Source organism: Enterococcus raffinosus (genome assembly GCF_019175485.1).
GTDB classification, from domain to species: domain Bacteria; phylum Bacillota; class Bacilli; order Lactobacillales; family Enterococcaceae; genus Enterococcus_A; species Enterococcus_A raffinosus.
In genome coordinates, this window is the sequence record NZ_CP072888.1 from 1991172 (window position 1) to 2015743 (window position 24572).

At 38.8% G+C, this 24572-nt stretch carries 27 protein-coding genes; 2 read left to right on the forward strand and 25 right to left on the reverse strand.

Translation table 11 applies throughout. From position 1 onward, the window contains the following. Window positions 1–75: 75 nt before the first annotated feature. The 25 genes from yhbY to J9537_RS09880 all read right to left on the reverse strand — a co-directional run bounded on the left by yhbY (window position 76) and on the right by J9537_RS09880 (window position 21406). On the reverse strand, window positions 76–387 hold the full coding sequence (gene yhbY, locus J9537_RS09760; RefSeq protein ID WP_010746020.1) for a ribosome assembly RNA-binding protein YhbY: 312 nt from the start codon (window positions 385–387) through the stop codon (window positions 76–78). Between the two features lie 30 nt (window positions 388–417). After that, window positions 418–1527: a ribosome biogenesis GTPase YqeH gene (gene yqeH / locus J9537_RS09765; RefSeq protein ID WP_218256003.1), complete on the reverse strand. Its 1110-nt coding sequence runs from the start codon at window positions 1525–1527 to the stop codon at window positions 418–420. After that, entirely contained in the window at window positions 1528–2052 is a 525-nt protein-coding gene (locus J9537_RS09770; RefSeq protein WP_218256004.1) for a YqeG family HAD IIIA-type phosphatase, read from the reverse strand. 127 nt (window positions 2053–2179) lie between these two features. Then, window positions 2180–2914, reverse strand: a complete 735-nt coding sequence (locus tag J9537_RS09775) for an amino acid ABC transporter ATP-binding protein (protein ID WP_280640439.1) — start codon at window positions 2912–2914, stop codon at window positions 2180–2182. An 18-nt stretch (window positions 2915–2932) separates the two neighbouring features. Next, the gene (locus J9537_RS09780; RefSeq protein WP_010746016.1) at window positions 2933–3622 is read right to left on the reverse strand and encodes an amino acid ABC transporter permease; all 690 of its coding nucleotides are present in this window, start codon (window positions 3620–3622) and stop codon (window positions 2933–2935) included. A gap of 12 nt (window positions 3623–3634) precedes the next feature. Beyond that, the gene (locus J9537_RS09785) at window positions 3635–4474 is read right to left on the reverse strand and encodes a transporter substrate-binding domain-containing protein (RefSeq protein WP_218256006.1); all 840 of its coding nucleotides are present in this window, start codon (window positions 4472–4474) and stop codon (window positions 3635–3637) included. 152 nt (window positions 4475–4626) lie between these two features. Beyond that, on the reverse strand, window positions 4627–5433 hold the full coding sequence (locus J9537_RS09790; RefSeq protein ID WP_218256008.1) for a transporter substrate-binding domain-containing protein: 807 nt from the start codon (window positions 5431–5433) through the stop codon (window positions 4627–4629). 131 nt (window positions 5434–5564) lie between these two features. After that, a complete protein-coding gene (locus J9537_RS09795; protein ID WP_218256010.1) occupies window positions 5565–6350 on the reverse strand; it encodes an acetyl-CoA carboxylase carboxyl transferase subunit alpha in 786 nt (261 codons plus the stop codon). Further along, window positions 6347–7216, reverse strand: coding sequence for an acetyl-CoA carboxylase, carboxyltransferase subunit beta (accD, locus tag J9537_RS09800; RefSeq protein ID WP_218256012.1), 870 nt, complete (start codon window positions 7214–7216; stop codon window positions 6347–6349). Before accD ends, J9537_RS09795 begins: the two co-directional genes overlap by 4 nt. A gap of 11 nt (window positions 7217–7227) precedes the next feature. Further along, on the reverse strand, window positions 7228–8592 hold the full coding sequence (locus J9537_RS09805) for an acetyl-CoA carboxylase biotin carboxylase subunit (protein ID WP_010746011.1): 1365 nt from the start codon (window positions 8590–8592) through the stop codon (window positions 7228–7230). Window positions 8593–8598: 6 nt separating this feature from the next. Beyond that, complete coding sequence (gene fabZ, locus J9537_RS09810) at window positions 8599–9021, reverse strand: 3-hydroxyacyl-ACP dehydratase FabZ (protein ID WP_218256014.1); 423 nt, start codon at window positions 9019–9021, stop codon at window positions 8599–8601. Window positions 9022–9033: 12 nt separating this feature from the next. Then, window positions 9034–9504, reverse strand: a complete 471-nt coding sequence (gene accB / locus J9537_RS09815; protein WP_218256016.1) for an acetyl-CoA carboxylase biotin carboxyl carrier protein — start codon at window positions 9502–9504, stop codon at window positions 9034–9036. 2 nt (window positions 9505–9506) lie between these two features. Next, entirely contained in the window at window positions 9507–10733 is a 1227-nt protein-coding gene (fabF, locus tag J9537_RS09820) for a beta-ketoacyl-ACP synthase II (protein ID WP_218256017.1), read from the reverse strand. A 17-nt stretch (window positions 10734–10750) separates the two neighbouring features. Further along, window positions 10751–11482 (reverse strand): 3-oxoacyl-[acyl-carrier-protein] reductase, encoded by a 732-nt coding sequence (gene fabG / locus J9537_RS09825; protein ID WP_218256018.1) that lies wholly within the window; start codon window positions 11480–11482, stop codon window positions 10751–10753. Then, complete coding sequence (fabD, locus tag J9537_RS09830; RefSeq protein WP_218256020.1) at window positions 11466–12410, reverse strand: ACP S-malonyltransferase; 945 nt, start codon at window positions 12408–12410, stop codon at window positions 11466–11468. The genes fabG and fabD overlap by 17 nt, the downstream gene beginning before the upstream one ends. A 64-nt stretch (window positions 12411–12474) precedes the next feature. After that, window positions 12475–12702 (reverse strand): acyl carrier protein, encoded by a 228-nt coding sequence (locus tag J9537_RS09835; RefSeq protein ID WP_010746005.1) that lies wholly within the window; start codon window positions 12700–12702, stop codon window positions 12475–12477. Between the two features lie 52 nt (window positions 12703–12754). Then, a complete protein-coding gene (locus tag J9537_RS09840; RefSeq protein WP_218256022.1) occupies window positions 12755–13717 on the reverse strand; it encodes a beta-ketoacyl-ACP synthase III in 963 nt (320 codons plus the stop codon). Then, window positions 13714–14154, reverse strand: a complete 441-nt coding sequence (gene fabT / locus J9537_RS09845; protein WP_010746003.1) for a fatty acid biosynthesis transcriptional regulator FabT — start codon at window positions 14152–14154, stop codon at window positions 13714–13716. Before fabT ends, J9537_RS09840 begins: the two co-directional genes overlap by 4 nt. 199 nt (window positions 14155–14353) lie before the next feature. Continuing rightward, window positions 14354–15517, reverse strand: a complete 1164-nt coding sequence (locus J9537_RS09850) for an SAM-dependent methyltransferase (RefSeq protein WP_218256024.1) — start codon at window positions 15515–15517, stop codon at window positions 14354–14356. A 164-nt stretch (window positions 15518–15681) separates the two neighbouring features. Continuing rightward, on the reverse strand, window positions 15682–15912 hold the full coding sequence (locus J9537_RS09855; RefSeq protein WP_010740403.1) for a YkuJ family protein: 231 nt from the start codon (window positions 15910–15912) through the stop codon (window positions 15682–15684). A gap of 104 nt (window positions 15913–16016) precedes the next feature. Next, window positions 16017–16883: an NAD(P)-dependent oxidoreductase gene (locus tag J9537_RS09860; RefSeq protein WP_218256026.1), complete on the reverse strand. Its 867-nt coding sequence runs from the start codon at window positions 16881–16883 to the stop codon at window positions 16017–16019. A gap of 63 nt (window positions 16884–16946) precedes the next feature. Continuing rightward, window positions 16947–18185, reverse strand: coding sequence for a glycosyltransferase family 4 protein (locus tag J9537_RS09865; RefSeq protein ID WP_218256027.1), 1239 nt, complete (start codon window positions 18183–18185; stop codon window positions 16947–16949). 15 nt (window positions 18186–18200) lie between these two features. Next, window positions 18201–19244: an LTA glycolipid anchor biosynthesis glycosyltransferase, IagA/BgsA family gene (locus J9537_RS09870; protein ID WP_218256029.1), complete on the reverse strand. Its 1044-nt coding sequence runs from the start codon at window positions 19242–19244 to the stop codon at window positions 18201–18203. A gap of 168 nt (window positions 19245–19412) precedes the next feature. Then, on the reverse strand, window positions 19413–21140 hold the full coding sequence (gene ptsP, locus J9537_RS09875) for a phosphoenolpyruvate--protein phosphotransferase (RefSeq protein WP_010745998.1): 1728 nt from the start codon (window positions 21138–21140) through the stop codon (window positions 19413–19415). Continuing rightward, the gene (locus J9537_RS09880) at window positions 21140–21406 is read right to left on the reverse strand and encodes a phosphocarrier protein HPr (protein WP_010745997.1); all 267 of its coding nucleotides are present in this window, start codon (window positions 21404–21406) and stop codon (window positions 21140–21142) included. The genes ptsP and J9537_RS09880 overlap by 1 nt, the downstream gene beginning before the upstream one ends. A gap of 439 nt (window positions 21407–21845) precedes the next feature. Between J9537_RS09880 and J9537_RS09885 the strand changes: the two genes are divergently transcribed. Together J9537_RS09885 and J9537_RS09890 are read left to right on the forward strand one after the other, a co-directional pair. Continuing rightward, on the forward strand, window positions 21846–24068 hold the full coding sequence (locus J9537_RS09885; protein WP_218256031.1) for an ATP-dependent Clp protease ATP-binding subunit: 2223 nt from the start codon (window positions 21846–21848) through the stop codon (window positions 24066–24068). A gap of 150 nt (window positions 24069–24218) precedes the next feature. Continuing rightward, entirely contained in the window at window positions 24219–24515 is a 297-nt protein-coding gene (locus J9537_RS09890) for a DUF1827 family protein (protein ID WP_010745994.1), read from the forward strand. Window positions 24516–24572 lie beyond the last annotated feature (57 nt).

A 24572-nucleotide genomic window follows, 5' to 3' on the forward strand; every position in this document is an offset into this window, starting at 1 on the left:
GTGATTCAACTTTTGGAATCGTTAAGACATCCTGATACAACGGTTACTCCCCCTTAATTTTTGATCAATCATTGTTTAGATACTTTGAACTTCTTTTGAAATCTTTTGATATTTTTCTTTACTTGAAGCCTTGTACAGTACTAATACACGTCCAATAATTTGAACAATCTGACAATGGATCTTTTCTTCTAAAACATGTGCTACATCTTCAGCAATCTCATCAGTATTTTGTAATAAATTAATTTTTATTAATTCTCTTTTCTCCAACGCTTCAGCAATTTGAACAATTGCTGCCTCATTCATCCCGTTTTTTCCAATTTGGAAAATCGGTTGTAAGTGATGTGCCTGACTACGCAAGAAACGTTTTTGTTTTCCTCTTAGTTTCATTAATACTCCCCTTATTTTAGATGAAAGTTTTTAGACCAATGCTTTTCGGGTCAAAACATCTACACCCTTTGGTGCCCAGCCAGCGACTACTGCTGGTTTTGATACGGTTACCCAGCCTAATCCAGCAAAAACAATATCGGTTTTTTCTTTAATTGAAAATTCAAAGCGAACTAACTCTGGAAAATCTTCTACCTCATCTGGACGTGGCGGCTGCAATAATCCACCAACGTGCTTCTCATAAAAGGCATCTGCATTTTCTAATTTTGTTCGATGCGGGTCAATGTCATTTGACACATAGGCAACAAAGGATGCGCGCTCTCCCTGAATGAAGTCAAATCGAGCCAATCCACCTAAGAATAACGTTTGACCAGCATTTAATTGGTAAACTTTTGGTTTAATTTCTTTATGGGGCGCAATAATTTTCAAATCTTTTTTTCCAAGATAATGAGCCATCTGATGACGATGAATAATTCCTGGAGTGTCAAAAAGATAATGACCATCATCCAGTGGAATTTCTATCTTATCCAATGTCGTTCCAGGAAACTGAGAGGTTGTAATTAAATCTTGTACACCAGCGGTTTGTTTGATGATTTGATTAATCAATGTTGACTTGCCTACATTTGTCACACCAACTACATATACATCGCGACCATCCCGGTACTCTTCAATTTTCTCTAATAGTTCGGCCATTTCATTTGCTTTGCGTGCACTCGTTAATAAAATATCCACTGGGCGCAGCCCTTCCTCGTGGGCACGTTCACGCATCCATTGAGTTAGGCGACCTCGCTTTAAGGACTTAGGCAGCAAATCAACCTTGTTCCCAACTAATAACACTGGGTTATCACCAACAAATCGATGTAAGCCTGGAATCAGTGAACCATTAAAATCAAAAATATCCACCACATTCACAATCAACGCGTCTGCTTTTCCAAGCTCATTCAGCAAACGTAAAAAATCATCATCTGTTAATGATACATCTTGAATTTCATTGTAGTGGCGCAAGCGGAAGCAGCGTTGACAATAAACTTCACCATTCGCTAAGCCCTTTTCTAAAGCTGATTGTGGAGTATAACCTAGTTCATTCGGATGCTCTGTCTGAATCTTCGCGCCACAACCGATACAAAATAATTCTTCTTCCATTTATAATTCACTCTTCCATTTCATTTCAGGGTCTTTGCGCAATAAAATATGCATGACACGACGTTCAAAAAATCGATTGATCCGCGTATTCCATCCATCTGTATCAAGAATCGGTCGAACAAGAATACTACGGATTCCTGCTGCGCTTGCCCCGCGAATATCTGTCATTACTTGGTCGCCAATCATAACAATCTCATCTTCAGAAACGCCTAATTGTTTCTGCGCATTTTTTATTCCTACAGAAAAAGGTTTCATTGCCCGTGAAACAAAATCCAATTGAAAGCTTTCTAATGCCTTCGCGACACGACTGGCTTTATTATTTGATACAACAACCACAGGAATTCCTGCCTCATCCATCATTTTTAGCCAATCAATCAGCTCTTTTGTCCCATTCGGATTGTTCCAAGCAATTAGCGTATTATCCAAATCTGTTAACACTGCTTTAAATCCGTGAGCCTTCAATTGTTCCGGGGTTATTTGATAAATGGCTTCGACCATCCACGTTGGTTTGAATTTATCTAACATGGCAACTCCTATAACTTTATTTATACTTCTACAAAACCTGATTATAACGCAAATTTTTTGAAAACTCTACATTTGGGTACAAAGGTTTAAAAAAAGACTAGGCTTTCTTCGCCTAGTCTTACTAATTTTATAATACTTTTGATAGGAAATCGATAGTTCTAGAATTCTTAGTATGATCGAAAACTTCTTCAGGAGTACCTTCTTCAACGATTACTCCACCGTCCATAAAAATTACCCTATCTCCTACTTCTTTAGCAAAACCCATTTCATGGGTAACGATCATCATCGTCATTCCTTCTTTAGCCAATTGCTGCATTACTTGCAGCACATCCCCAACCATTTCAGGATCAAGCGCAGAAGTTGGTTCATCAAAAAGCATGACATCTGGTTGCATCGCTAATGCTCGAGCAATAGCAATCCGTTGCTGTTGTCCTCCGGATAAAGATTGCGGATAAGCAGTCGCTTTTTCAGACAAACCAACTTTTTCCAACAGCTCTTTAGCTATTTTTTCTGCCTCAGGTTTAGCCATTCCTTTAACTTTAATAGGGGACAAGGTAATGTTATCTAAAACGGTCATATTAGGAAATAAATTAAACTGTTGAAACACCATACCCATCTTTTCTCTCGTCTTGAAAATATCGTTCTTTTTATCTGTAATATCGGTTCCTTCAAACCTGATCGTACCAGAAGTAGGAACCTCTAATAAATTAACGCAACGTAAAAACGTACTTTTCCCAGATCCAGATGGTCCGATAATTACAACGACTTCTCCAGGTGTGATCTCTGCTGAAATGTCTTTAAGAACCTCGTTTTCACCAAATTTTTTATTTAAATGTTCAATTTGAATCAATGCTTCTGTCATTTTACTCACCTCTGCTCCTTATCGCTGATACCCTTTTCCAAGTTTTTTCTCCCATAAGTTCACTAAGCGGGAAGTGATGAAGGTCATCACGAAATAAACAACCGCAGCGACAATTAAGGGTTCCAATGGAATATAGGAATTAGAAACAACGATTTGAGCGGATCCCATTAATTCGTTAATTCCTATCGTTGCAAGTAGAGAAGAATCTTTAATCAAAGTAATAAATTCATTCCCTAAAGGCGGTAAAATGTTTCTTAACGCTTGTGGTAAAATCACATAGCGCATTGTTTGAGATGGACGCAATCCTAATGAATGAGCTGCCTCGGTTTGTCCGAAGTTTACAGCTGTGATTCCCCCACGAATAATTTCCGCAACATATGCTCCAGAATTCAAGGATAAAACAATCATACCTGGAATTAAACGATTTAAACCAACGGTCAATACACCGACGTTCAAATCAGTAGATGGGAAAAATCCCTGTAAAATCAGAAACCCAATCGTGATTTGCAGCAACATCGGAGTACCGCGAAGCACTTCGATATAGATATTTGCTAACCAGTTTAAAGGTTTATGTTTAGACAGCTTTAAAAGAGCCATAGCCAATCCTATTAAAGTCCCTAAACAAACTGTCACAAGCGAGATAATCACTGTGATTCCCGCTCCTGAAACGAAGTAAGATAAGTATTTATCTAAAAAAGAAAAGTCCAAAACATGCTTCCTCTATTCTTCTGATGATTTTTCGGCTAATTCGTGATTTTGTTTAACAAACTCATCAATCTTGCCTTCATCATTTAACTTTTTAATGATTTTATTGATCTCTGTTTGTAATTCTTCACTGCCTTTTGGCAATGCAATGGCAAAAGCTTCATCTTTAGATGCCTCTAAATCAATGTTTGCAATCATCAAATCAGGATTTTGCTGTACATAAGATTCTGCAATTGTTTTTTCTACAACCATCGCATCCAATGAACCACTATTTACTTCGATGACCATGTTAGGGACCTTTTCGATTGAAACTAATTTTGCATCTTTCATTTGTGTTTTTACAACATCTTCTTGGATTGAGCCTTTTTGCGCCCCGACGTTTTTATCTTTTAAAGCATCTAAACTTGTAAATTTGTCTTGGTTTTTCTTATTGATGATTACTACTTGTGGTGGATTGTAGTAGTTGTCAGTAAAGGCAAATTGTTCTTTCCGTTCTGGTGTTGCAGAAATTGCAGAGATAGCAATATCTGATTTCCCTTCTTTTAAAGATGCCAGCACTGTATTAAAACTCATATCAGATACTTCAGCCTTCACACCAAGTTCTTTTGCTATCGCATTGACTAAGTCAATGTCAGCACCAACAATCTTATCCTTTCCATCTACCATTGTATGGAATTCAAATGGTGCGTAATCAGCAGAGGTAGCTACTTTTAATACGCCAGCTTTCTTAATTGCTGCTAATTGGTCTTCTGATTTTGCATTTGATGAATCGGCAGTTTTATCTCCGCCTCCTCCACATGCTGCTAGAGAGAATAGTGCTACTAATGTCATTACTAAGCCGGTAATTTTCTTCATCCTGTTTCCTCCTAAATAGTGAATCTTTTTTTCAATGAATTTATTATAGCATGAAATTTTCATAAAACAAGCAAATAGTTGTATAAATATTAGATATAATTCGAAATTAGGTTTATATATTGTATATATACAATTGTACATGTATAAATATTTTAATTGCCGCTTTCTTGTGCTAATTGATTATTCTTCTCCACCATTTTTTCAATTTCTCCAGTTTCCTTTAACTCTTTTATATGCTTATTAAGCGCCGCTACTAATCTTTTATTTCCTTTAGGAACAGCGATACATAGAGAATCCTCCTTCATACTTTTCAATGGAATATTCGCAATCATTAATTCTGGATTTTTACTCACGTAGGCGTCGGCTACAGTCTTCTCAACAACTAAACCATCTAAAGAACCATTTTTTACCTCTAAGAAAATATTCGGCAGCTTTTCAATCGACACTAATTTAGCATCTGTCATTTGTGATTTTACAATATTTTCTTGAATGGTCCCCTTTTGAGCACCGACTTGCTTATCGGAAAAATGATCAATTGATGTAAATTCATCTTCATGCTGCTTATTGATAACGATTACTTGAGGCGATGTATAATAATCTGTAGTGAAGTCAAAGCTTTCCTCACGTTCACTAGTAACTGAAATTGCTGACACCGCTACATCGGCTTTTCCTTCTTTTGCAGCAGCTAAGACTGCATTAAAACTCATATCTAGCCATTCCACTTTTACACCCATTTTTTTAGCGATAGTTTCCATCATTTCAATATCAGCCCCGACGATTTTATCTTTACCATCCATTGTTGTATGGAATCCGAATGGCGCATAATCTGGTGAAGTGGCTACTTTGATGACTCCATCCTTTTTTATAGTATCTAATTTGTCTTCTTCCTTCTGATTACCGCATGCTGCAAATAAAACTATTAGTACCATACCTAAAACAATCTTCAACCCTTTTTTCATAACCCTTCCCCCATAATCTTTTTTAATAGTATAGCATATAATTTCGTTTTCACTACCTATTTATGTATATTTATTTATTATCAAGGATATTTACGTATAAAAAAAGACGGCTATAGCCGTCTTTTTGAGGATTAAAATTTACGAAAGCGTTGATATCTCTTCTCAATCAATTCTTCTGTTGAGTATTGAGAGAGCTCAGTGAGTTTTTCGATTAAAGATTTTTTCAACATACGAATAATTTTTTCCTCACTTAATTTTTTACCTCTTAGTGTTTCAGGAATCACACGGTCAATCACGTCCAACTCAAGTAATTCTGCAGCGGTAATTTTCATTAACTCAGCAGCTTCGTCAGCACGTTTCCCATCTTTCCAAAGGATTGATGCAAAGCCCTCAGGTGAAAGGATCGCGTAAATACTGTATTCCATCATCCAAACCTCATCAGCCAAAGCTAAAGCTAATGCACCGCCACTTCCACCTTCACCAGTTACGATAGAAATGATTGGAACTTTTAAATCTGACATCTCTAAAAGATTACGGGCGATTGCTTCGCCTTCCCCACGTTCTTCTGCCTCTACGCCGCAAAAGGCTCCTGGAGTATTGACAAAGCAAATAACAGGACGATGGAATTTTTCAGCTTGCTTCATTAATCGTAACGCTTTGCGATAACCTTCAGGATTGGGTTGTCCAAAATTACGATCCATGTTCTCTTTCAGGTTGGCTCCTTTTTGAATACCAATAATTGTGACTGGTTTTCCAGCCAAATTAGCAATACCCCCAACAATTGCAGGATCATCTCCAAAATGGCGATCACCATGGAGCTCTTGAAAGTCAGTGAAAATTTTTTCGAAATAGTCTAGGCTAGTCAAACGCTCTTGATGTCTGGCCAACTTAACAATTTCTCCAGCAGTTAGACTCATTCTTCACACCAGCCCTTCTGTTGATGAAATGCCAATAATTGCGATAAACGATCTTTCAACATCATTCTTGGAACAATTTGATCAATAAATCCATGCTGTAAAAGAAACTCAGCTTTTTGAAAATCGTCTGGTAGCTGTTGACGTATCGTTTGTTCAATTACCCGTCGTCCAGCAAATCCAACTAAGGTTTGCGGTTCGGCTAAAATAACATCGCCCTCCATTGCAAAGCTGGCAGTAACTCCTCCAGTAGTTGGATCTGTTAAAACAGTAATATAAAGCAGTCCCGCGTTACTATGACGCTTAACAGCTGCAGAAATCTTGGCCATCTGCATCAATGAGAAGATTCCTTCTTGCATTCGAGCACCACCTGAGGCAGTGAAAAGAACAACAGGTAACTCTTCATCTACCGCCTTTTCAAAAAGCCGAGTGATTTTTTCACCTACAACAGTACCCATACTTCCCATAATGAAATTGGCATCCATCACACCAATGGCCACTATTTGTCCATTGATTGTTGCTTTTCCTGTCAGTACAGCTTCATCCAAGCCTGTTTTTTCCTTCATTGACTCTATTTTTTTTAAATACTCCGGAAAATCGATCGGATTTCTTTGTTCTAGTTGGTTGTCCCAGTCAATAAAACTTTTTTCATCAATCGTCAGAGCCAATCGTTCCCAAGCACTTATTCGGAAGCTATAGCCGCAATGAGGACAAACTTTTTCAGTACCAATTTCTTTTTTATACAAGGTACGTTTACAGTTTGGACATTTGGCCCACATATCATCCGGTACAGTTGGTTTCGTTGTTGGTACACTGTCGCGGTTAGGATTGATTCGAATGTAGTTTTTTTTCTTGTTAAAAAGTCCCACCTATATTCCTCCTACTCGCTTTGCTGCCACTCAGGTAAAAATGTTTTTTGCAAGAAGCTTGTATCATAATCACCAAATAAAACACTTGGATGACTGATTAAATCCATCTGAAATTCAACGTTAGTAATTACACCATCAGAAACGAATTCGCCTAAAGCACGCTGCATCTTCATTAGTGCATCAAAACGATCTTCACCATGAACGATGATCTTCGCAATCATTGAATCATAATATGGTGGAATTGTCACACCGCTATACATCGCGCTATCTACTCTCAGTCCTAGCCCTCCGCTAGGCAAAAGAAGTGTTTTAATCTTACCAGGAGATGGCGCAAAGTTAAATGCTGGATTTTCAGCATTTATTCGACATTCAATCGAGTGTCCATGAAACTTCACGTCTGACTGCTTCAACCCCAATGGCTCTCCCGCAGCGATTTTGATCTGTTTCTTCACAATATCAATGCCTGTAATCATCTCAGTAATTGGATGTTCCACTTGAATTCGAGTATTCATTTCCATGAAGTAGAAATTTCCCTCTTCATCTCGAAGAAATTCAATTGTTCCAGCACTTTCGTAATTTACAGCCTTTCCAGCTTTAACGGCAATATCACCGAGCATCTTACGATTTTCTTCACCAATAACGACAGAAGGAGCTTCTTCTAAGACTTTTTGATTATTTCGTTGCAACGAACAATCACGTTCTCCTAAATGAATCACATGACCTTGCTGATCTCCCAAGATTTGAACTTCAATATGCCGAGCTGGATAAATAATTTTTTCCATATACATGGCATCATCACCAAAGGCTGCTTTAGCCTCTGATTTGGCCGACAAGAAATTTTTTTCAAGTTCATTTTTCGTAGGAACTTTACGAATTCCTTTTCCACCGCCGCCAGCAGCAGCCTTCAACATAACCGGATATCCGATTTTATCTGCTAATTTCTCTGCTTCTTCCAGTGTGTCGATGGCTCCGTCACTACCAGGAATTACAGGGACACCTGCTTTTTGCATCAACTGGCGCGCATGAATTTTATTTCCCATCGCATCAATAGTTTTTTCGCTTGGTCCGATGAATTTAATGTTGCATTCGGCACACATTGTCGCAAATAAGCTATTTTCAGATAAGAAACCGAACCCTGGGTGGATGGCTTCGGCGTTCGTCACGATCGCTGCGCTTAGAATTTCCTGCATATTTAGATAGGACTCACTAGAACGAGCTGGTCCGATACAAATCGCTTCATCTGCCATCTCGGTGTGCAACGCTTCTTTATCCGCTTCCGAATAAACCGCAACTGTCTGAATTCCTAATTCACGACAGGCACGGATAATTCGTACAGCGATTTCGCCACGATTGGCGATTAATATTTTTGAAAACATAGACATCTATCCAATCATAAAAGTCAGTTCTGCTTCGGCTACTTTTTTGCCATCGACATAGGCGATGCCTTTTCCACAACCTGCTGAAGAACGAACTTTTGTTAATTCTACTTCTAAAACTAAGGTATCTCCTGGAACAACTTTCTTACGGAATTTTGCTTTATCGATTCCACCGAAATAAGCCGTTTTCCCTTTGAATTCATCTATTGATAACAAAGCAACTGCTCCGGCTTGAGCCATTGCTTCGACGATCAGCACGCCAGGCATTACTGGTTCGTGAGGAAAATGTCCTTGAAAGAACGGTTCATTAACAGAAACGTTTTTCTTTGCTTTGATACTTTTTCCTGGTTCCAATTCCTCTACGCGATCAATCAATAACATTGGGTAGCGATGCGGAATAATTTCTTTGATTTCTTCGATCGTTAACATGTAGTTCTCCTCCTAACTAATACGAAACAATGGTTGTCCATATTCAACAACATCTTCATTTTCCACCAAAATCTCAGTGATAGTTCCATCGAAATCACTTGTGATTTCATTCAACAGCTTCATCGCTTCAATGATGCAGACTGTTTCCCCTTGTTTTACAGTATCCCCCACTGATTTATAGGCTTCTTGTTCTGGCGACGGCTGTAAATAAACGATCCCAACGATAGGGGAAGTGATTACCTGACCAGTCCCTTTACTTTCAGCAACAGGTGTAGACTCTGCTTCCAAGTTCGAAGCTGCTGGTGTATTCGATACTACGGGTGCAACTTCAGTAACCTGCTCGGTTTGAACTGGTGCTGCTGTTTGACGACTCGTTTGATTTTTATTCATGTATAATTCAAAACTGCCTTCCCGTAAATCAAACTCGGTTAGGTTAGAATCATTAAATTGATTCAGCAGTTCTTTGACTTCATTGATCTCCATTTTTAGTCCTCCCAGCGTTTCAAACAGATCACAGCGTTGTGACCGCCAAAACCTAGAGAATTACTTACGGCGTAATTTACCGTTGTTTCTTTTGCTTCGTTCACAACAACATTTGTCTTAACTTCTGGATCTAATTCTTGAATATTTGCGGTTGGCGGAATAAATTGGTGCTGGAGTGCCATCAATGAAGCAACTGCTTCAACACCGCCAGCTCCACCTAATAAATGTCCCGTCAATGATTTAGTGCTGCTGACATATGCATTGTCAGTTAAGGCTGTCGCAATTGCCTTACTTTCAGCCACATCATTAGGTGGGGTACTTGTCCCGTGAGCATTTACATAGTTTACTTCTTCTGGTTGAATTCCTGCTTCTTTAATTGCTGCCGTGATCGCTCTTGCGGCACCGTCGCCATCAGGAGTAGGTGAAGTCATATGGTACGCATCACATGTGGCTCCATAACCTACAACTTCGCCTAAGATAGTTGCACCACGTTTTTGAGCATGCTCCAATGATTCTAAGACTAAAACACCTGCTCCCTCGCCCATTACAAAACCATTTCGATCTTTATCGAAGGGGATTGATGCACGATTTGGATCTTCTGAAGTACTTAATGCTGTTAATGCCGCAAAACCGGCGATACCGATTTTATTGATACAGGATTCAGCTCCCCCAGCTATGATCACATCAGAATAGCCATGCTTAATATTACGGAATGCTTCACCGATTGAATGTGTTCCACTGGCACACGCAGTTACAGTACTAGTACAAATACCTTTCGCACCAATCCGTAAGGCGACATTTCCTGCTGCCATATTAGCAATTGCTAACGGAACAAACATCGGAGATACTCGTGCCGGACCCTTTGCATCCATTTTCAAGACCTGATCCTGGATCGTTCCTAAACCGCCGACACCGGAACCGATCATCACCCCGAAACGTTCCATATCTTCTTCTTCAGTGTTAATCCCGCTCATTTCCATCGCTTCAAGCGCTGAATAAATGGCATACAACGAGTAGGTTTCCATTCGTTTAGTATCTTTTTTAACAAAATATTTTTCTAAAGGTAAATCTTTGACTTCACCTGCTAAAGTGACACCTGTTTCACTGGCATCAAAGCGCGTGATTGGACCGAACCCATGATTTCCTTCTTTTAAATTATTTAAAAATGTTTCTTCATTATTACCAATTGGTGAGACAACACCAAAGCCTGTAATTACGACACGATTCATTTTATTCCGTCCTTTCTTTACATGACCATTCCGCCATCAACATTCAGTACCTGACCGGTGATGTAACTGTTTTGTGCTAGAAATAGAGCCGCTTTTGCTACATCATCTACACTACCAAAACATTTTAAGGGAATTTGACCTTCCATTTGTTCTTTGACTTTATCATTCAGTTCATCTGTCATATCTGTTTTGATAAACCCTGGAGCAATCGCATTGCAGGTAATTCCTCGCGGAGCTACCTCTCTTGCTACTGCTTTAGTAAAGCCAATTACGCCTGCTTTACTTGCTGCGTAATTGCTTTGACCGACATTTCCAATCAAACCAACAACACTGGAAAGATTAATAATGACTCCCGCACGTTTTTTCATCATTTTTTTCAAAACCTGCTGAGTCATATTGAAGGTACCCTTTAGGTTAATATCCATAACTGCATCGAAATCTTCCGGCTTCATCCGTAAAAGTAACTGATCTCTTGTGATTCCTGCATTGTTGACTAGAATATCAATCGAACCTAAGCACTCCTCACATTCCTTGATCATGTTTCCTGCTTCTTCAAAAGAGCTGATATCTCCACAAATGCTGCTGCATTTCACTCCGAAACTTTCGATTTCCGCAATTTTGTCTGCAGGGATGGCTTTGCGACCATTCAATACAATGTTCGCACCAGCTTCAGCAAATGCCTTAGCAATCCCCCAGCCGATCCCACGACTGCTGCCGGTAATGAATACTGTTTTATTCGTTAGTTCCATTCGAACCTCCTAAAAAGCTGATTGTGTCTGCCAATGTTTTTACATCTTCTACACGACTAGTCGCAAGTGACCGATCAATTTTCTTAATAAAACCAGTCAGCGTTTTTCCAGGACCAACCTCAATCAAACGTTCAATACCAAGTTCTTTTAACGTTAAAACACTATCGCTAAAACGAACCGGTGACATCACCTGTTTTGTTAATAAGGAAATGATTTCATCCTGAGGCATGATCTCCGCAGTAGTATTTGAGATAACTGGTACTTGCATCTCGCTAAATGAGATTGTTTGTAACACTTCGTTCAACCGTTTGCTAGCTGGTTCCAATAATGCTGTGTGGAAAGGACCGCTAACATTCAATGGAATCATTCGCTTTGTTCCAGCAGCTTGCAATAATTCTTCCGCTTTTTCAACTGCAGCAGTTTCGCCGCCAATCACAATTTGTTGCGGAGTATTATAGTTTGCTGGTGAAACAATTCCGATGGCAGAGGCCTGTTTGCAGCATTCTTCAACCACTTCTGCCTCAGTATTCATGACAGCTACCATCTTGCCACTGCCAGTAGGTGCTGCTTCACTCATGAATTGCCCACGTTTATGAACCAGTCTTACTGCATCACTGAATTTTAATGCTTCAGAAGCAACCAAAGCAGTGTACTCCCCTAGACTTAGTCCTGCTACTGCATCCGCTCGAAAACCTTTATCGATTAACACACGCAAAAAAGCGGTGCTGACTGTTAAAATTGCTGGCTGAGTATATTTCGTCTCATTTAATTGATCGTTTTCTTCGAAGCATAAGTCTTCCATTGAAAAGCCCAGTAAATCACTAGCTTCTTCAAATGTTTCTTTTACGATTTTCTCCTGCTGGTATAACTCTTTGCCCATTCCGACATATTGAGCGCCCTGCCCACTGAACAAGAATGCTGTTTTCATGATCGTCTCCTAATAGCAGGAAAGGCCAGGCCTTACGCCTAGCCTTTTCCCGAAATTTTATTAATTAAGCGTTTTGTTGTTTTTCAACGTATTCAACTAAATCTTTCACAGTTGTAATGCCATCTTCAGTTTCGATTTTCACATCAAACTCGTCTTCGATTTCGTTGATAATTTGGAATAGATCCAAGCTGTCTGCTTCAAGATCTTCTTGGATATTTGTTTCTAATTTTACTTCTTCTTTTTCTACTCCTAGTTCTTCTACGATAATGTCTTGGATTTTTTCGAATGTCATAAGTTGTTTCCTCCGATAATTTTAAGTTTTTAGTTTTATATTTTTAACAAACTTATAGCTGAATCAGCAGGTTGCCCCATGCTAGTCCACCGCCATAGCCTGTCAATACCACTTTTTGATTGCTGTTTAATGATAAAATATTAGCTTCAACAAGTTCATCCAATAAAATAGGAATACTTGCTGCCGAAGTGTTCCCATAATTCATTAGGTTCATCGGAAACTTCTCAATTGGCTCGTTCATTTTGCGAGCGATTTTTTCAATGATTCGTTTATTGGCTTGATGCAGAAGATAATAGTCAACTGTCTCCTCACCAATAAATTCTTTCAAACTTTTGGTTACGTCATTTAGGGCGAAGTTCCAGATCCCACGGCCGTCCATTGATAAAGCCGTACTAGTCTCTGCCTCTTCATGGAAGATATTACTATTTTTGCGATAACCGGAAGTTAATGCATTGGCACGCTCACCATCCGCTCGCAGCATTTGCTTCATTATAGAAGGCTCTTCATTTGCCTCAAGCAAAACACCCGCGGCGCCATCTCCAAACAGAACAGCCGATGAACGATCTTGCCAATCTAGAAGCTTCGAAGTCTTCTCTCCACCGATAACGATTCCCCGCTTCATTCCACTGCGAACGAAATTTTCAGCGGTTGCTAATGCATAAACAAATCCAGCACAGGCAGCCGTTACATCAAATGCCATCGCTTGTTTTGCTCCAAGTTGTCCTTGAACCTGACAAGCCACAGAAGGTGATGTGTAGTCTGGTGACATTGTAGCGACAATAATAAAATCCAAATCCATTGGGTCTATTGCTGCCTTATCAACCAGTTTTTTCGCTACCTGAAAGCACATGTCCGAAGTATTCTCCACTTCTGCGATGTGGCGCTGCTTGATCCCAGTTCGTGATTGAATCCACTCATCTGAGGTATCCATCCATTCTGCCAAGTCATCATTCGTCACTACTTTTTCAGGTAAATAACGCGCAGTTGCAATTATTTTTCCGAAGCTCATACTCATTTGATCTCCTCTAAGTAACTATATAGATTTACTAGCGCCTTCAAGAAAACCTCTTGCTCTTCTGCATTCAAATCCTTGATGGCACTTTTGACCATTTCATGATGAAAATGCTGATGAACTCGAAAGACTAAGCGTCCTTTTTTTGTCAAACCTAGTTTAACCACACGACGATCATCCTCACTGCGGATTCGCTCTACATAGCCCTTTTTCACTAAACGATTGATTGATGTCGTCAAGGTCCCAACTGTTACCAATAATTCCCTGGCAACTTCTGTGGTCGTTTTCTTTTTGTACATCCCGATTGCATCAATGGTGTGCATTTCTGTAATCGTCAAATCGCTGAATTGTGATTTTTTTAGTTCGTTTTCTTCAATCGACAGAACATCGTTGAAAATTGAAACTAAATAGGTATTTAATTCTTCCCAGTTTCTTTCCATGTCCTCACCTAATTAGTTTGATTATCAAATCATTTGATGTTCAAACTATATCTTATTTTATTTCTGAATGCAACAATATTTTTCCAATTAACCAAAAATTAATGATTAAATCGAGGAGGATTTGACTGATCTACTTTTTAATTTACTTTGATAACCAAAGGAATTTTCCATATAAAAAAAAGCGGGAATCCCGCTTTTTTTATACATTTCGATGCATTGGAATGTTGTTGTTATTTGGATGAACCAATAAATATTGGATAACATCAATATTGCTAGCTTGAAAAGATGCCGCGCAAGCCTGTAGATACAGATCCCACATTCGATAAAAAGCTTCATCTTTTTGCGCAATGACTTTCTCTTCTACATTGTGGAAGTTTTTCGTCCAATGTTCAAGAGTTAATTGATAATCACGACGGAGACTCTCAAGGTCAATTAGCTGCAGATCATTTTCAGTAATGTGACCAACTAATTCAGTTACACCTGGAATATAGCCTCCCGGAAAAATGTATTGGTTGATCCAAGCATTTTTCGCTCCGCCTTGTTGACGACTAATTCCATGAATCAATGCAGTTCCACTTGGCGCCAAATGATTTTCAACAACCTTAAAATATTCCTGAAGGTTTTCTGCCCCAACGTGTTCGAACATACCAACACTTGTAATGTGATCAAAAGTCCCTTTTAGATCCCGATAATCCATCAATTCAACAGATACCGTATCTTCAAGCTTCTCTTTTTTAATAATTTCTTGAATATGTTGATATTGCTCTTCACTCAATGTGATTCCTTTAGCCTTGACCTTATATTCTTTTGCGGCAATCAAAATCAATGTTCCCCAACCACACCCGATATCTAAAAGTGTGTCTCCAGGTTGAATGAACAATTTGTTCAAAATGTGATGCACTTTGTTAATTTGAGCTTGCTCCAATGTATCCTCTGGTGTTTCGAAATAGGCACAGGAATAAGTTAGAGTACGATCCAACCACATCTCATAGAAATCATTTCCCAAATCATAATGGCTATGAATATCGTGAGCTGATTGTTTTTTTGTGTGTTTTTCTTTCGGCATCCATTTTTTGAAATTATTATTATGGAAAAATCCGTTGGCTTGGTTATACACATCGTAAATTAAAGCCTGTAAATCACCTTTGATTTCAATTTTCTTTTCCATGTACGCTTCTCCAAGTGCCAAAGAAGCGTTGTTAATTAATTCTTTTACTGGGATTTTTTCATTAAAAATAATCTTGAAAACTACTTCTCCCTCGGAATTTCCATACTCTTTAGTAGAACCATCCCAAAAAGTTACTTGAGTTTTTTGTGAAAAAGATGGTTTAAATAATTGATTGTATACTTCTTTATCTAACATAACATTGCCTCCCTCATCATATCTTCCGACTAAATCTTAATTAGTTCAAAAGATTTGCCCTTGGTTGGCGAAAAAAATAGGAAATCCTCATAAAAATATCATCAAAAATTATATGAAACCCTTTTTTTAAAAAGAAAGGCACAAAAAAAACGGGTTTCCCCGTTTTATTGAATCAAATCATAAATTTCCATCGCAACGATGTCGATGTTATCAAATTGATAAGATTGTTTGCTGTCGCTTTCAGTTAGCTCAAATGTTTCTGTCGTATTATCATAAGTTACAGTACATTTTTCCACGCCCTCTTTTTCAAAACGACGCAATTGTACTTCATTATCAGTCGATTCAGTCATTGCTTCTAAGCGTTTAATAATGGCAACTAATTGTGAATGTTTCATCTAGATGCCCCCCTTCTTCTCAATTCTGTCTTATTGTATCAAATCCGACCGTATCTTGCATTGATTTTCATCAATTAATTTATGATTTTTTTACTAAATCTAACTTAAGATTGTTCCCACCACAATTTAATTAAAGCTTGTGTTCCATCATTCTCAAATCCTTGTTCCGCTAACTGTTCGTATAGCTCCGTAGCCAATTTTGTCGCAGGTAGATGAAGCTGCATTTTTTCTGCTTCGTCTAGGGCAATTTTCAAGTCTTTTATAAAGTGCTTAACGAAAAAGCCAGGAGAGTAATCTGCTTTTAAAATGCGTGGCGCGTAATTTGTCATTGACCAGTTTTGCGCTGCACCGCCTCCTAACGTTTCTAAGACCTTTGGTACATCTAGATTCGCCGCTTTTGCATAAACAAGCATCTCAGTCATTCCAGTCATGGTTCCAGCAATCATAATTTGATTGGCCATTTTTGTATGTTGTCCTGCACCGGCTTTGCCTTGCAACGAATAACTTTTACCCATAATTTCAAATAGTGGTAGCACTTGCTCATAGGCTGTTTGATCACCGCCAACCATAATAGTTAAAGTTCCGTTTTGCGCACCAAGATCTCCTCCTGATACTGGCGCATCCAAAGCGGCGGCACCTTTTTCCTTAGCTGTCTCATAAATTCTTTCCGCTAAAGTTGGGGTAGATGTTGTTAGATCCACAAGAATCTTATTTTTTACCTCTGTCGAATATATACTGCTTTTCCCAAAATAAATTTCTTCAACATCACTTGGATACCCAACCATAGAAAAAATAATATCGCTCGTAGCAGTTACCTCTGCTGGTGTTGGCTGCCACATGGCTCCATGTTCAACTAGGTCATCTGTCTTGCTTTTCGTACGATTATATACGGACACTTCATGCCCTGCAGAAAGAAAATGCTTCACGATGGATTTTCCCATCACGCCTGTTCCGATAAAACCTATTCTCATGTTATTACCTCCTAATAAAAAAATAATCCACCTCCAGTATACATGAAGAGATGGATTTCAGCTTTATTTATCTTCACCATTTCGAAGTGAGTTAATCCGTATGCGCATTTTTTGAACGGTTCGAGCGGGAGTGCTCGTCTCTGTGTGATTTTCAGCATAATAGATCAACATTTCTTGATAGAATTTAAGAATTTCATCGCCAAAACGCTCAGCCGATATTTCAACTAACTTGTTCTTTTGAATGATTGGATCAATTGGAATCTGCTGCTGCACGTATCGAACAAAGCTCTCGCTAAAGTCTTCATTTCGTTCGAAGGTAATTCCTAAAGACTCATCATTTAGTAGTTGCGTGAGATAGTCATTTCCCTCTACGACACATTGTGTCCCCGAAGCAATCGCTTCAGCGTAAGTCAGGCCTTGTGTCTCCGAAGTCGAAGCACTAACAAAATAATCTGCTGCATGATAATAGTAGGCAACTTCTTCATGAGGGACTTCTCCTGTAAATTGAACATAATCCTCAATTTCTAATTCACGAGCTATTGCTTCTAAGTCTTCTCGATAGGGTCCTTTACCAACAATGACCAAACGAGCATTCGGATAGCTCATAAGTACCTCTGGGAACTGTTGGACGATGACATGAATGTTCTTTTCATAAGAAATTCTGCTTAATGACAAAATCATCAACTCATCAGGCTGTATTCCGAGTGTTGTTCTTAATTTCTCTGTGTCCTCTTTTGTAATATCTGAGCGAACAAAATGTTTCACGTCGATCCCTGTCGGAATGATCCGCATTGGAATATCTACTTCATAACGCTTCAATGTATCAACTACCCGTTTACTTGGACAAACAACTCCCGTCGAATGATTGACAAACATTTTTATAAAATGCTTTACATGCGTCGGGCGAACAACTTTTCCATTGGCAATATAATGGAGGTAATCCTCATACATCGTGTGATACGTATGAACGACAGGTATCCGTAAACGATTCGCTACCATTTTCCCTAAAAAACCAGCACCAAACTCTGTATGTGTATGAATGATTTCTAATTCCAATTCTTTCGCTACTTGATAAGCGAACCATATTCCCCTTACCACGATTCGACGATCCTTGAAGGATACAAAAGGAACGCTAGGCATACGTACGATATCTTTTTCAAACTCATCCGCATCTGGGTCAGTCGTTGTAAAAATGTAAACCTCATGCCCTTGTTGCTCAAGTTCATTTTTTAATGTTCTGATCGATGTTGCTACCCCGCTGACCTGGGGGAAATAAGTATCTGTAAAAAAGCCGATCCGCACGACTATTCCTCCAAACTATTTTGTGACTTTTGCATACACTTGATAATCATAGGGCAAACCTAAGACCTCTTGATACACAGATTTTAACTCAGCACCGATTTGTGTGATACTTTTTTCCTGAGCTGTTTTAAAGCCTGCCATCGAAAGATTCGGTAACCGTCGATTCACCAACTGTTGAATTAACTCTTCAAACTCCTGATTATTGGTCCCCATATAGCAGTTTTCACGATTTGTTAACCATCCATCATAAACAGGAATATCTCTTAATAATACTTGTTGTTGACTTGCTAAGGCCTCCAATACGACAATACCTTCTGTTTCTTCATAAGAAGGAAAAAAGAATAGATCTGCACCAGAATAAGCTCCCTCTATGAGATCTCCATTGATATAACCTGGAAAAATCACGTTTTTAGGATGTGCTTTTTTAACAAGGCGCCGGATATTCGCAGGGATCGAAAGCATTGGCACATCGCCAAACCAAATGAAGGTATAGTCTGGCATTTTTTCTGCAAGCTCGACAAAATCAAGAATCCCCTTGCGCTCAAAAAATAAACCTACACATATGATCACCTTTTGTGTTTTTGATAAATTAAAATGATTCCGAAAAGCCGCCTCTTTATGCTCATCTGGATAATACCTTTTCAAATCAATACCGTTTGAAATCGCTGCAATCGGTTGTTTTAATCCATAACTGCGAAGTAACTTCTTTGAATAAGGCGTAGGAGTGATCAGGTGATCTGCCTGTTCATACAAAGAGACTAGCCATTTTTTTACCAAAGGAGCAAGTTGGTTTGAGCCTACAAATGAATTACGGAAATCTTCCTCTGTCGAGTGTGCATGAAAGACCACTTTTTTACCGAGCCTTTTTGCTTTTCTAACTAATTGAAGGCTCTTCAGTCCATACGTATTAATATGTAATATATCATAATCAGTCGCACTTGGGTCAAGAGTATAATCAATTCCCATTGATGCCAATGCTCTTTTTTGATGGCTTAAGGCACGTCCAATTCCTGATTTACCAATAACATTCTGACCTTCAAAGTAAAGTAATATTTTCATATGCAGCCTCCTTAAAAACAAATCAATTATATCACAAGCACTTGATTTTTATCTCAACCTATAGTCTGATTTTACTCCTTCTTCATCATTTTAGCTTTTTTCCATTTTATATTTTATAACAAGAAAAAAGACCGCTGTCCGAAAAGACAACGGTCTTAAAATAAAAATCTATTTTACGTATTCTTTTACTAGTTCTTCGACTTCTTCCATTGTGTCGCACTCTTTCAACGCTTTTTCAGCCAATTCAGCCATGTCAGTCGTTGTTAGACGCTTCATCAAGCTACGAGTTCTAAGGATTGATGTCGCACTCATAGAGAATTCATCTAATCCCATACCCATTAGCAATGGAACGGCTGTTTGATCACCAGCCATTTCGCCACACATACCAGCCCATTTACCTTCAGCATGTGCTGCATCAATGACGTTTTTAATCAAACGTAAGATTGATGGGTTATATGGTTGATACAGGTATGAAACGCGTTCGTTCATACGGTCAGCAGCCATTGTGTATTGAATCAAGTCGTTTGTTCCGATACTAAAGAAGTCAACTTCTTTTGCAAACTTGTCAGCTAAAACAGCTGCGGCAGGAATCTCGATCATGATTCCGACTTGAATCGTATCAGAAACCTTCACGCCTTCGTTAACAAGCTTTTCTTTTTCTTCGTTGAACATTTTCTTCGCCGCACGGAACTCTTTTAATGTTGCAACCATTGGGAACATGATGCGTAAATTGCCATGAACTGAAGCGCGTAACAATGCACGTAACTGTGTACGGAACATATCGTCGCCTAATTCAGATAAACTGATACGCAATGCACGATAACCCAAGAATGGATTCATTTCGTGAGGTAATGTTAAGTATGGTAACTCTTTGTCTCCACCGATGTCCATTGTACGAACAACAACTGGTTTGTCACCCATGCCTTCTAAAACGGCTTTATAAGCTTCAAACTGATCGTCTTCCGTAGGGAAATCTGAAGAGTCCATATATAGGAATTCCGTACGGTATAAACCAATTGCCTCAGCGCCATTGTTATGAACGCCTTCAAGGTCTTTTGGTGTACCGATGTTCGCCGCTAATTCAAAATGCTTGCCATCAGCAGTAACTGTTTCAGCATCTTTTAATTTTTCCCATTCAGCCTTTTGAGTTGCATAAGCTTCGCCAGCTTTTTTGTATTCAGCTGCTTGTTCGTCTGTTGGGTTCACAATTGTTTCACCAGTAATTCCGTTAACTGCAAGAACATCGCCTTCTTTAGCTTTAGAAGTGATTTCTTTCGTACCAACGATTGCTGGGATTTCCAATGAACGAGCCATGATTGCTGAGTGAGACGTACGTCCGCCGATATCAGTAACAAAGGCTTTTACGAAGTTCTTGTCCAATTGCGCAGTATCACTTGGTGTTAAGTCATGTGCTACAACAATTACTTCTTCATCAATCATTGATGGATCTGGTAGAGATACACCTAATAAATGTGCCATTACACGTTTTGTAACGTCACGAATATCTGCTGCACGTTCTTGCATATAAGCGTTATCATCCATCGCTTCGAACATGCCAATATACATATCAGTAACTTCTTTAAGTGAGCTTTCAGCATTCACTTTATTATCTTGAATGTGTTGTTTGATTTGACCAATCATTTCTGGATCTGAAAGAACCATTAAATGAGCATCAAAAACTTGTGCTTCTTCTTCACCTAAGCTTTTCGCTGCTTTATCCCGAATTTTTTCTAGTTCAGCAGAAGAAGCCGCCAAAGCGTCATCAAGACGCTTTTCTTCGGCAGCAGTATCTTCTACATTATTTTGCTTGAAAGATAAATCCGGTTGTACTAGCAGATAAGCTTTCGCAACGGCTACACCGTCACTTGCGGCAATACCTTTTAGTAATTCAACCATTATTCAGATAATCCTTCCTTTTTCATTGTTTCAACAATTGCTTCCATTGCTTCTTTTTCGTCAGCACCTTCAGCAGAGATAACAACGTCAGAACCTTGGCCAACACCTAGAGACATAACTCCCATGATTGATTTAAGGTTAACTGATTTTCCTTTATACTCTAAGTTAATATCAGAGTTAAATTTGCTTGCAGCTTGCACCAATAAAGTTGCGGGACGTGCATGAATCCCTGTTTCTGCTACTACGTGAAAATCTTTTTTTTCCATATTGACCGTTCTCCTTTATAAAAAAAATGTTTTTTTATGTTAGGGCTTTAATGATAACATCCATCATTTTGAGCCCTTCATTTTCTTAGATTACCATTTTTTTGCGGTGGATACAACAATTTTAGTCGATTTATTCATACGAAATGTATGCCCTTTCTTAAAATATCTGACTAGACCGTTTAACTTCCTTATCCCGCTTGCTTTCATTTTTTTTACATAACAATACTACATAGTAAAAAATTCAGATTTTGTTCTTTTTAGCACTCGACTACTTCGATTGCTAAAAAACGAAACAAAGTGTTTGCTTTTATCTGAAATCTCGTTATAATTGTTTTTAAGGTCAGTGAAAGTCAAACAACTGACCAGCGTATCTTTTTACGAGACTCGCTTACTCGATGTACAATGGAAGAAACAATCAACTATTGAAAGGGTGAAAAAAATGCTTTGCCAAAATTGTCATGAAAATGAAGCAACGATTCATTTATATGCAAATGTCAATGGTCAACGAAAGCAATTAGATTATTGCCAAAGTTGCTATCAAAAATTGAAGAATCAAGCTGGAGGTGCGCCCCAAATGGCAGGAAATGATCCTTTTGGTTTTGGAAGTTTAGATGATTTGTTCCGCTCAATGTCTCAACAAATGCAACAAAGACAAGGCGCTGCAGATCAAACACCACCAACACAATTCGGTGGCGGAAATGGAATTAACAATCAACCCCCTCGCGGAAATGGCGGCGGTGGCTTATTAGATGAATATGGAATTAACATTACTGGTCAAGCGCGTGAAGGAAATATTGATCCAGTCGTTGGACGGGACGATGAAATTCAACGTGTGATCGAAATTTTGAATCGCCGAACAAAGAACAACCCTGTTCTTATTGGTGAACCTGGTGTAGGTAAAACAGCCGTAGTTGAAGGCTTAGCGCAAAAGATCGTAGATGGCGATGTTCCACAAAAATTAATGGATAAAGAAGTTATCCGGTTAGATGTCGCTTCTCTTGTTCAAGGCACTGGTATTCGCGGTCAATTTGAAGAAAGAATGCAAAAGCTGATTGAAGAAATTCGACAAGCTGAAAATATCATTCTCTTCATTGATGAAGTTCACGAAATCGTTGGTGCAGGTGCTGCTGGAGACGGCAACATGGATGCTGGAAATATTTTAAAACCAGCATTAGCTCGTGGTGAGCTGCAAATGGTCGGTGCGACAACCTTGAATGAGTATCGCATTATTGAAAAGGACGCAGCTTTAGAACGTCGGATGCAGCCTGTTCGTGTTGAAGAACCTTCTGTTCAAGAAACGATCGAGATTTTAAAGGGACTGCAACCTCGCTATGAAGATTACCATCATGTAAAATATACAGATGAAGCGATCAAAGCAGCGGCGGAGCTTTCAAACCGTTATATCCAAGACCGTTTCTTACCTGACAAAGCAATTGATTTGTTAGATGAAACAGGTTCAAAGAAAAACTTAACGATTCAGATTGTGGATCCAAAAACGATTGATAAAAAATTAGCAGAGGCTGAGCAACAAAAATCTCAGGCTTCACAAGAAGAAGACTTTGAAAAAGCAGCCTACTACCGTGATCAAATTAATAAGCTGCAAAAAATGAAAGAACGTCAGTTAACAGATGAAGAAACACCTGTCATCTCTGAAAAAGATATGGAAAAAATCGTTGAAAAACGGACAGGTATTCCTGTTGGCGAATTAAAGGAAAAAGAACAGACACAATTGAAAAACTTAGCTGTTGATTTAAAACAGCATGTAATTGGTCAAGATGAAGCAGTAGACAAAGTTGCTAAAGCTATCCGCCGCAACCGTGTTGGTTTGAATAAGAAGAACCGTCCAATCGGCTCCTTCCTATTTGTTGGACCAACTGGAGTCGGTAAAACAGAATTGGCACGTCAATTAGCAGAAGAATTATTCGGTTCAAGTGATTCAATGATTCGCTTTGATATGAGTGAATATATGGAAAAACATAGTGTTTCTAAATTGATCGGTTCTCCTCCAGGTTACGTTGGTTATGAGGAAGCTGGACAATTGACTGAACAAGTCCGCCGTCATCCTTATAGCTTGATTTTATTGGATGAAATTGAAAAGGCACACCCAGATGTGCTTCATATGTTCCTACAAATTCTTGACGATGGCCGCTTGACGGATTCTCAAGGTCGGACAGTCAGCTTCAAAGACACAATTATCATTATGACTAGTAACGCTGGGACTGGCAAGATTGAAGCAAATGTCGGTTTTGGTGCAGCTAGAGAAGGCGTCACTCGCTCTGTCTTAGGTCAGTTAAAAGATTTCTTTGCACCTGAATTCTTGAACCGTTTTGACGGAATTGTTGAATTCAGCTCATTATCAAAAGAAAACTTGATGAAGATTGTTTCACTGATGTTGGAAGATGTGAACGAAATGTTAGCTTCACAAAAGCTTCACATCGATGTTCCTGATAATGTGAAAGAAAAATTGGTTGATTTGGGATATGATCCTGCCATGGGCGCTCGACCTCTTCGTCGAACGATCCAGGAAAATATTGAAGACGGCATCGCTGAATTCTATCTAGATCATCCAACGATTACTGATCTTAAGGCTAAACTTGATAAAGAAGACCATATTGTTATCACGTCAAAGCCTGAACGTCTAGCAAAAGAAGACAAAAACTAATGACTTTAGGATTCTCGTATAAAACGAGAATCCTTTTTTTTATCAAATTGTACAAATTTTCTAATTAATATGAGCAACCTCCTTCTTTTTTCTTAATCTTTCTTATATAATTACATTATGAAGTAAGGTTAAGGAAGAAGGTGTTTCGGGATGAAACTTATTAATGTGACAAATAGTCATTCTCAATTGGTTTATAATCAGCTGGAGAACACTGATGCAAATATGATTAAAGTTTATACGATCGGCAACACGACGGTCATCTACACGGATGCCTATAAACATGCGGAGATTGTTTTAAAAAACGACAATCGAAACATCCTGCCATCGGAAGTTGATTTTGTACATAAGTATTTCAAACGAAAATTAGACGAAGGTATTTACGATTTTTCCAATATTTCTTATTTGGAATCTCCCGGTCTGATTGAAATGTCGATAACAAAAAAATAGCTGAAGCTGAGCCGACCCCCAAAAGTTAGACCAAAATCTAACTCTTGGAGGTCGGTA

What these genes read in the sequence shown, in the direction of transcription:
- J9537_RS09840 (WP_218256022.1), bottom strand. Translation starts at nt 13,717, where the DNA reads ATGAGTATGAGCTTCGGAAAAATAATTGCAACTGCGCGTTATTTACCT.
- J9537_RS09870 (WP_218256029.1), bottom strand. Translation starts at nt 19,244, where the DNA reads ATGAAAATATTACTTTACTTTGAAGGTCAGAATGTTATTGGTAAATCA.
- J9537_RS09795 (WP_218256010.1), bottom strand. Translation starts at nt 6,350, where the DNA reads ATGAGTCTAACTGCTGGAGAAATTGTTAAGTTGGCCAGACATCAAGAG.
- J9537_RS09860 (WP_218256026.1), bottom strand. Translation starts at nt 16,883, where the DNA reads ATGAGAATAGGTTTTATCGGAACAGGCGTGATGGGAAAATCCATCGTG.
- J9537_RS09885 (WP_218256031.1), top strand. Translation starts at nt 21,846, where the DNA reads ATGCTTTGCCAAAATTGTCATGAAAATGAAGCAACGATTCATTTATAT.
- fabT (WP_010746003.1), bottom strand. Translation starts at nt 14,154, where the DNA reads ATGGAAAGAAACTGGGAAGAATTAAATACCTATTTAGTTTCAATTTTC.
- J9537_RS09850 (WP_218256024.1), bottom strand. Translation starts at nt 15,517, where the DNA reads ATGTTAGATAAAGAAGTATACAATCAATTATTTAAACCATCTTTTTCA.
- J9537_RS09775 (WP_280640439.1), bottom strand. Translation starts at nt 2,914, where the DNA reads ATGACAGAAGCATTGATTCAAATTGAACATTTAAATAAAAAATTTGGT.
- J9537_RS09790 (WP_218256008.1), bottom strand. Translation starts at nt 5,433, where the DNA reads ATGAAAAAAGGGTTGAAGATTGTTTTAGGTATGGTACTAATAGTTTTA.
- fabG (WP_218256018.1), bottom strand. Translation starts at nt 11,482, where the DNA reads ATGGAACTAACGAATAAAACAGTATTCATTACCGGCAGCAGTCGTGGG.
- J9537_RS09770 (WP_218256004.1), bottom strand. Translation starts at nt 2,052, where the DNA reads ATGTTAGATAAATTCAAACCAACGTGGATGGTCGAAGCCATTTATCAA.
- fabF (WP_218256017.1), bottom strand. Translation starts at nt 10,733, where the DNA reads ATGAATCGTGTCGTAATTACAGGCTTTGGTGTTGTCTCACCAATTGGT.
- yhbY (WP_010746020.1), bottom strand. Translation starts at nt 387, where the DNA reads ATGAAACTAAGAGGAAAACAAAAACGTTTCTTGCGTAGTCAGGCACAT.
- ptsP (WP_010745998.1), bottom strand. Translation starts at nt 21,140, where the DNA reads ATGGTTGAATTACTAAAAGGTATTGCCGCAAGTGACGGTGTAGCCGTT.
- accB (WP_218256016.1), bottom strand. Translation starts at nt 9,504, where the DNA reads ATGGAGATCAATGAAGTCAAAGAACTGCTGAATCAATTTAATGATTCT.
- J9537_RS09855 (WP_010740403.1), bottom strand. Translation starts at nt 15,912, where the DNA reads ATGAAACATTCACAATTAGTTGCCATTATTAAACGCTTAGAAGCAATG.
- fabZ (WP_218256014.1), bottom strand. Translation starts at nt 9,021, where the DNA reads ATGTTAACGATCGAAGAAATCAAAGAAATTATTCCGCATCGCTACCCA.
- fabD (WP_218256020.1), bottom strand. Translation starts at nt 12,410, where the DNA reads ATGAAAACAGCATTCTTGTTCAGTGGGCAGGGCGCTCAATATGTCGGA.
- J9537_RS09835 (WP_010746005.1), bottom strand. Translation starts at nt 12,702, where the DNA reads ATGACATTCGAAAAAATCCAAGACATTATCGTAGAAGAACTAGGAGTA.
- J9537_RS09785 (WP_218256006.1), bottom strand. Translation starts at nt 4,474, where the DNA reads ATGAAGAAAATTACCGGCTTAGTAATGACATTAGTAGCACTATTCTCT.
- J9537_RS09890 (WP_010745994.1), top strand. Translation starts at nt 24,219, where the DNA reads ATGAAACTTATTAATGTGACAAATAGTCATTCTCAATTGGTTTATAAT.
- J9537_RS09805 (WP_010746011.1), bottom strand. Translation starts at nt 8,592, where the DNA reads ATGTTTTCAAAAATATTAATCGCCAATCGTGGCGAAATCGCTGTACGA.
- J9537_RS09880 (WP_010745997.1), bottom strand. Translation starts at nt 21,406, where the DNA reads ATGGAAAAAAAAGATTTTCACGTAGTAGCAGAAACAGGGATTCATGCA.
- yqeH (WP_218256003.1), bottom strand. Translation starts at nt 1,527, where the DNA reads ATGGAAGAAGAATTATTTTGTATCGGTTGTGGCGCGAAGATTCAGACA.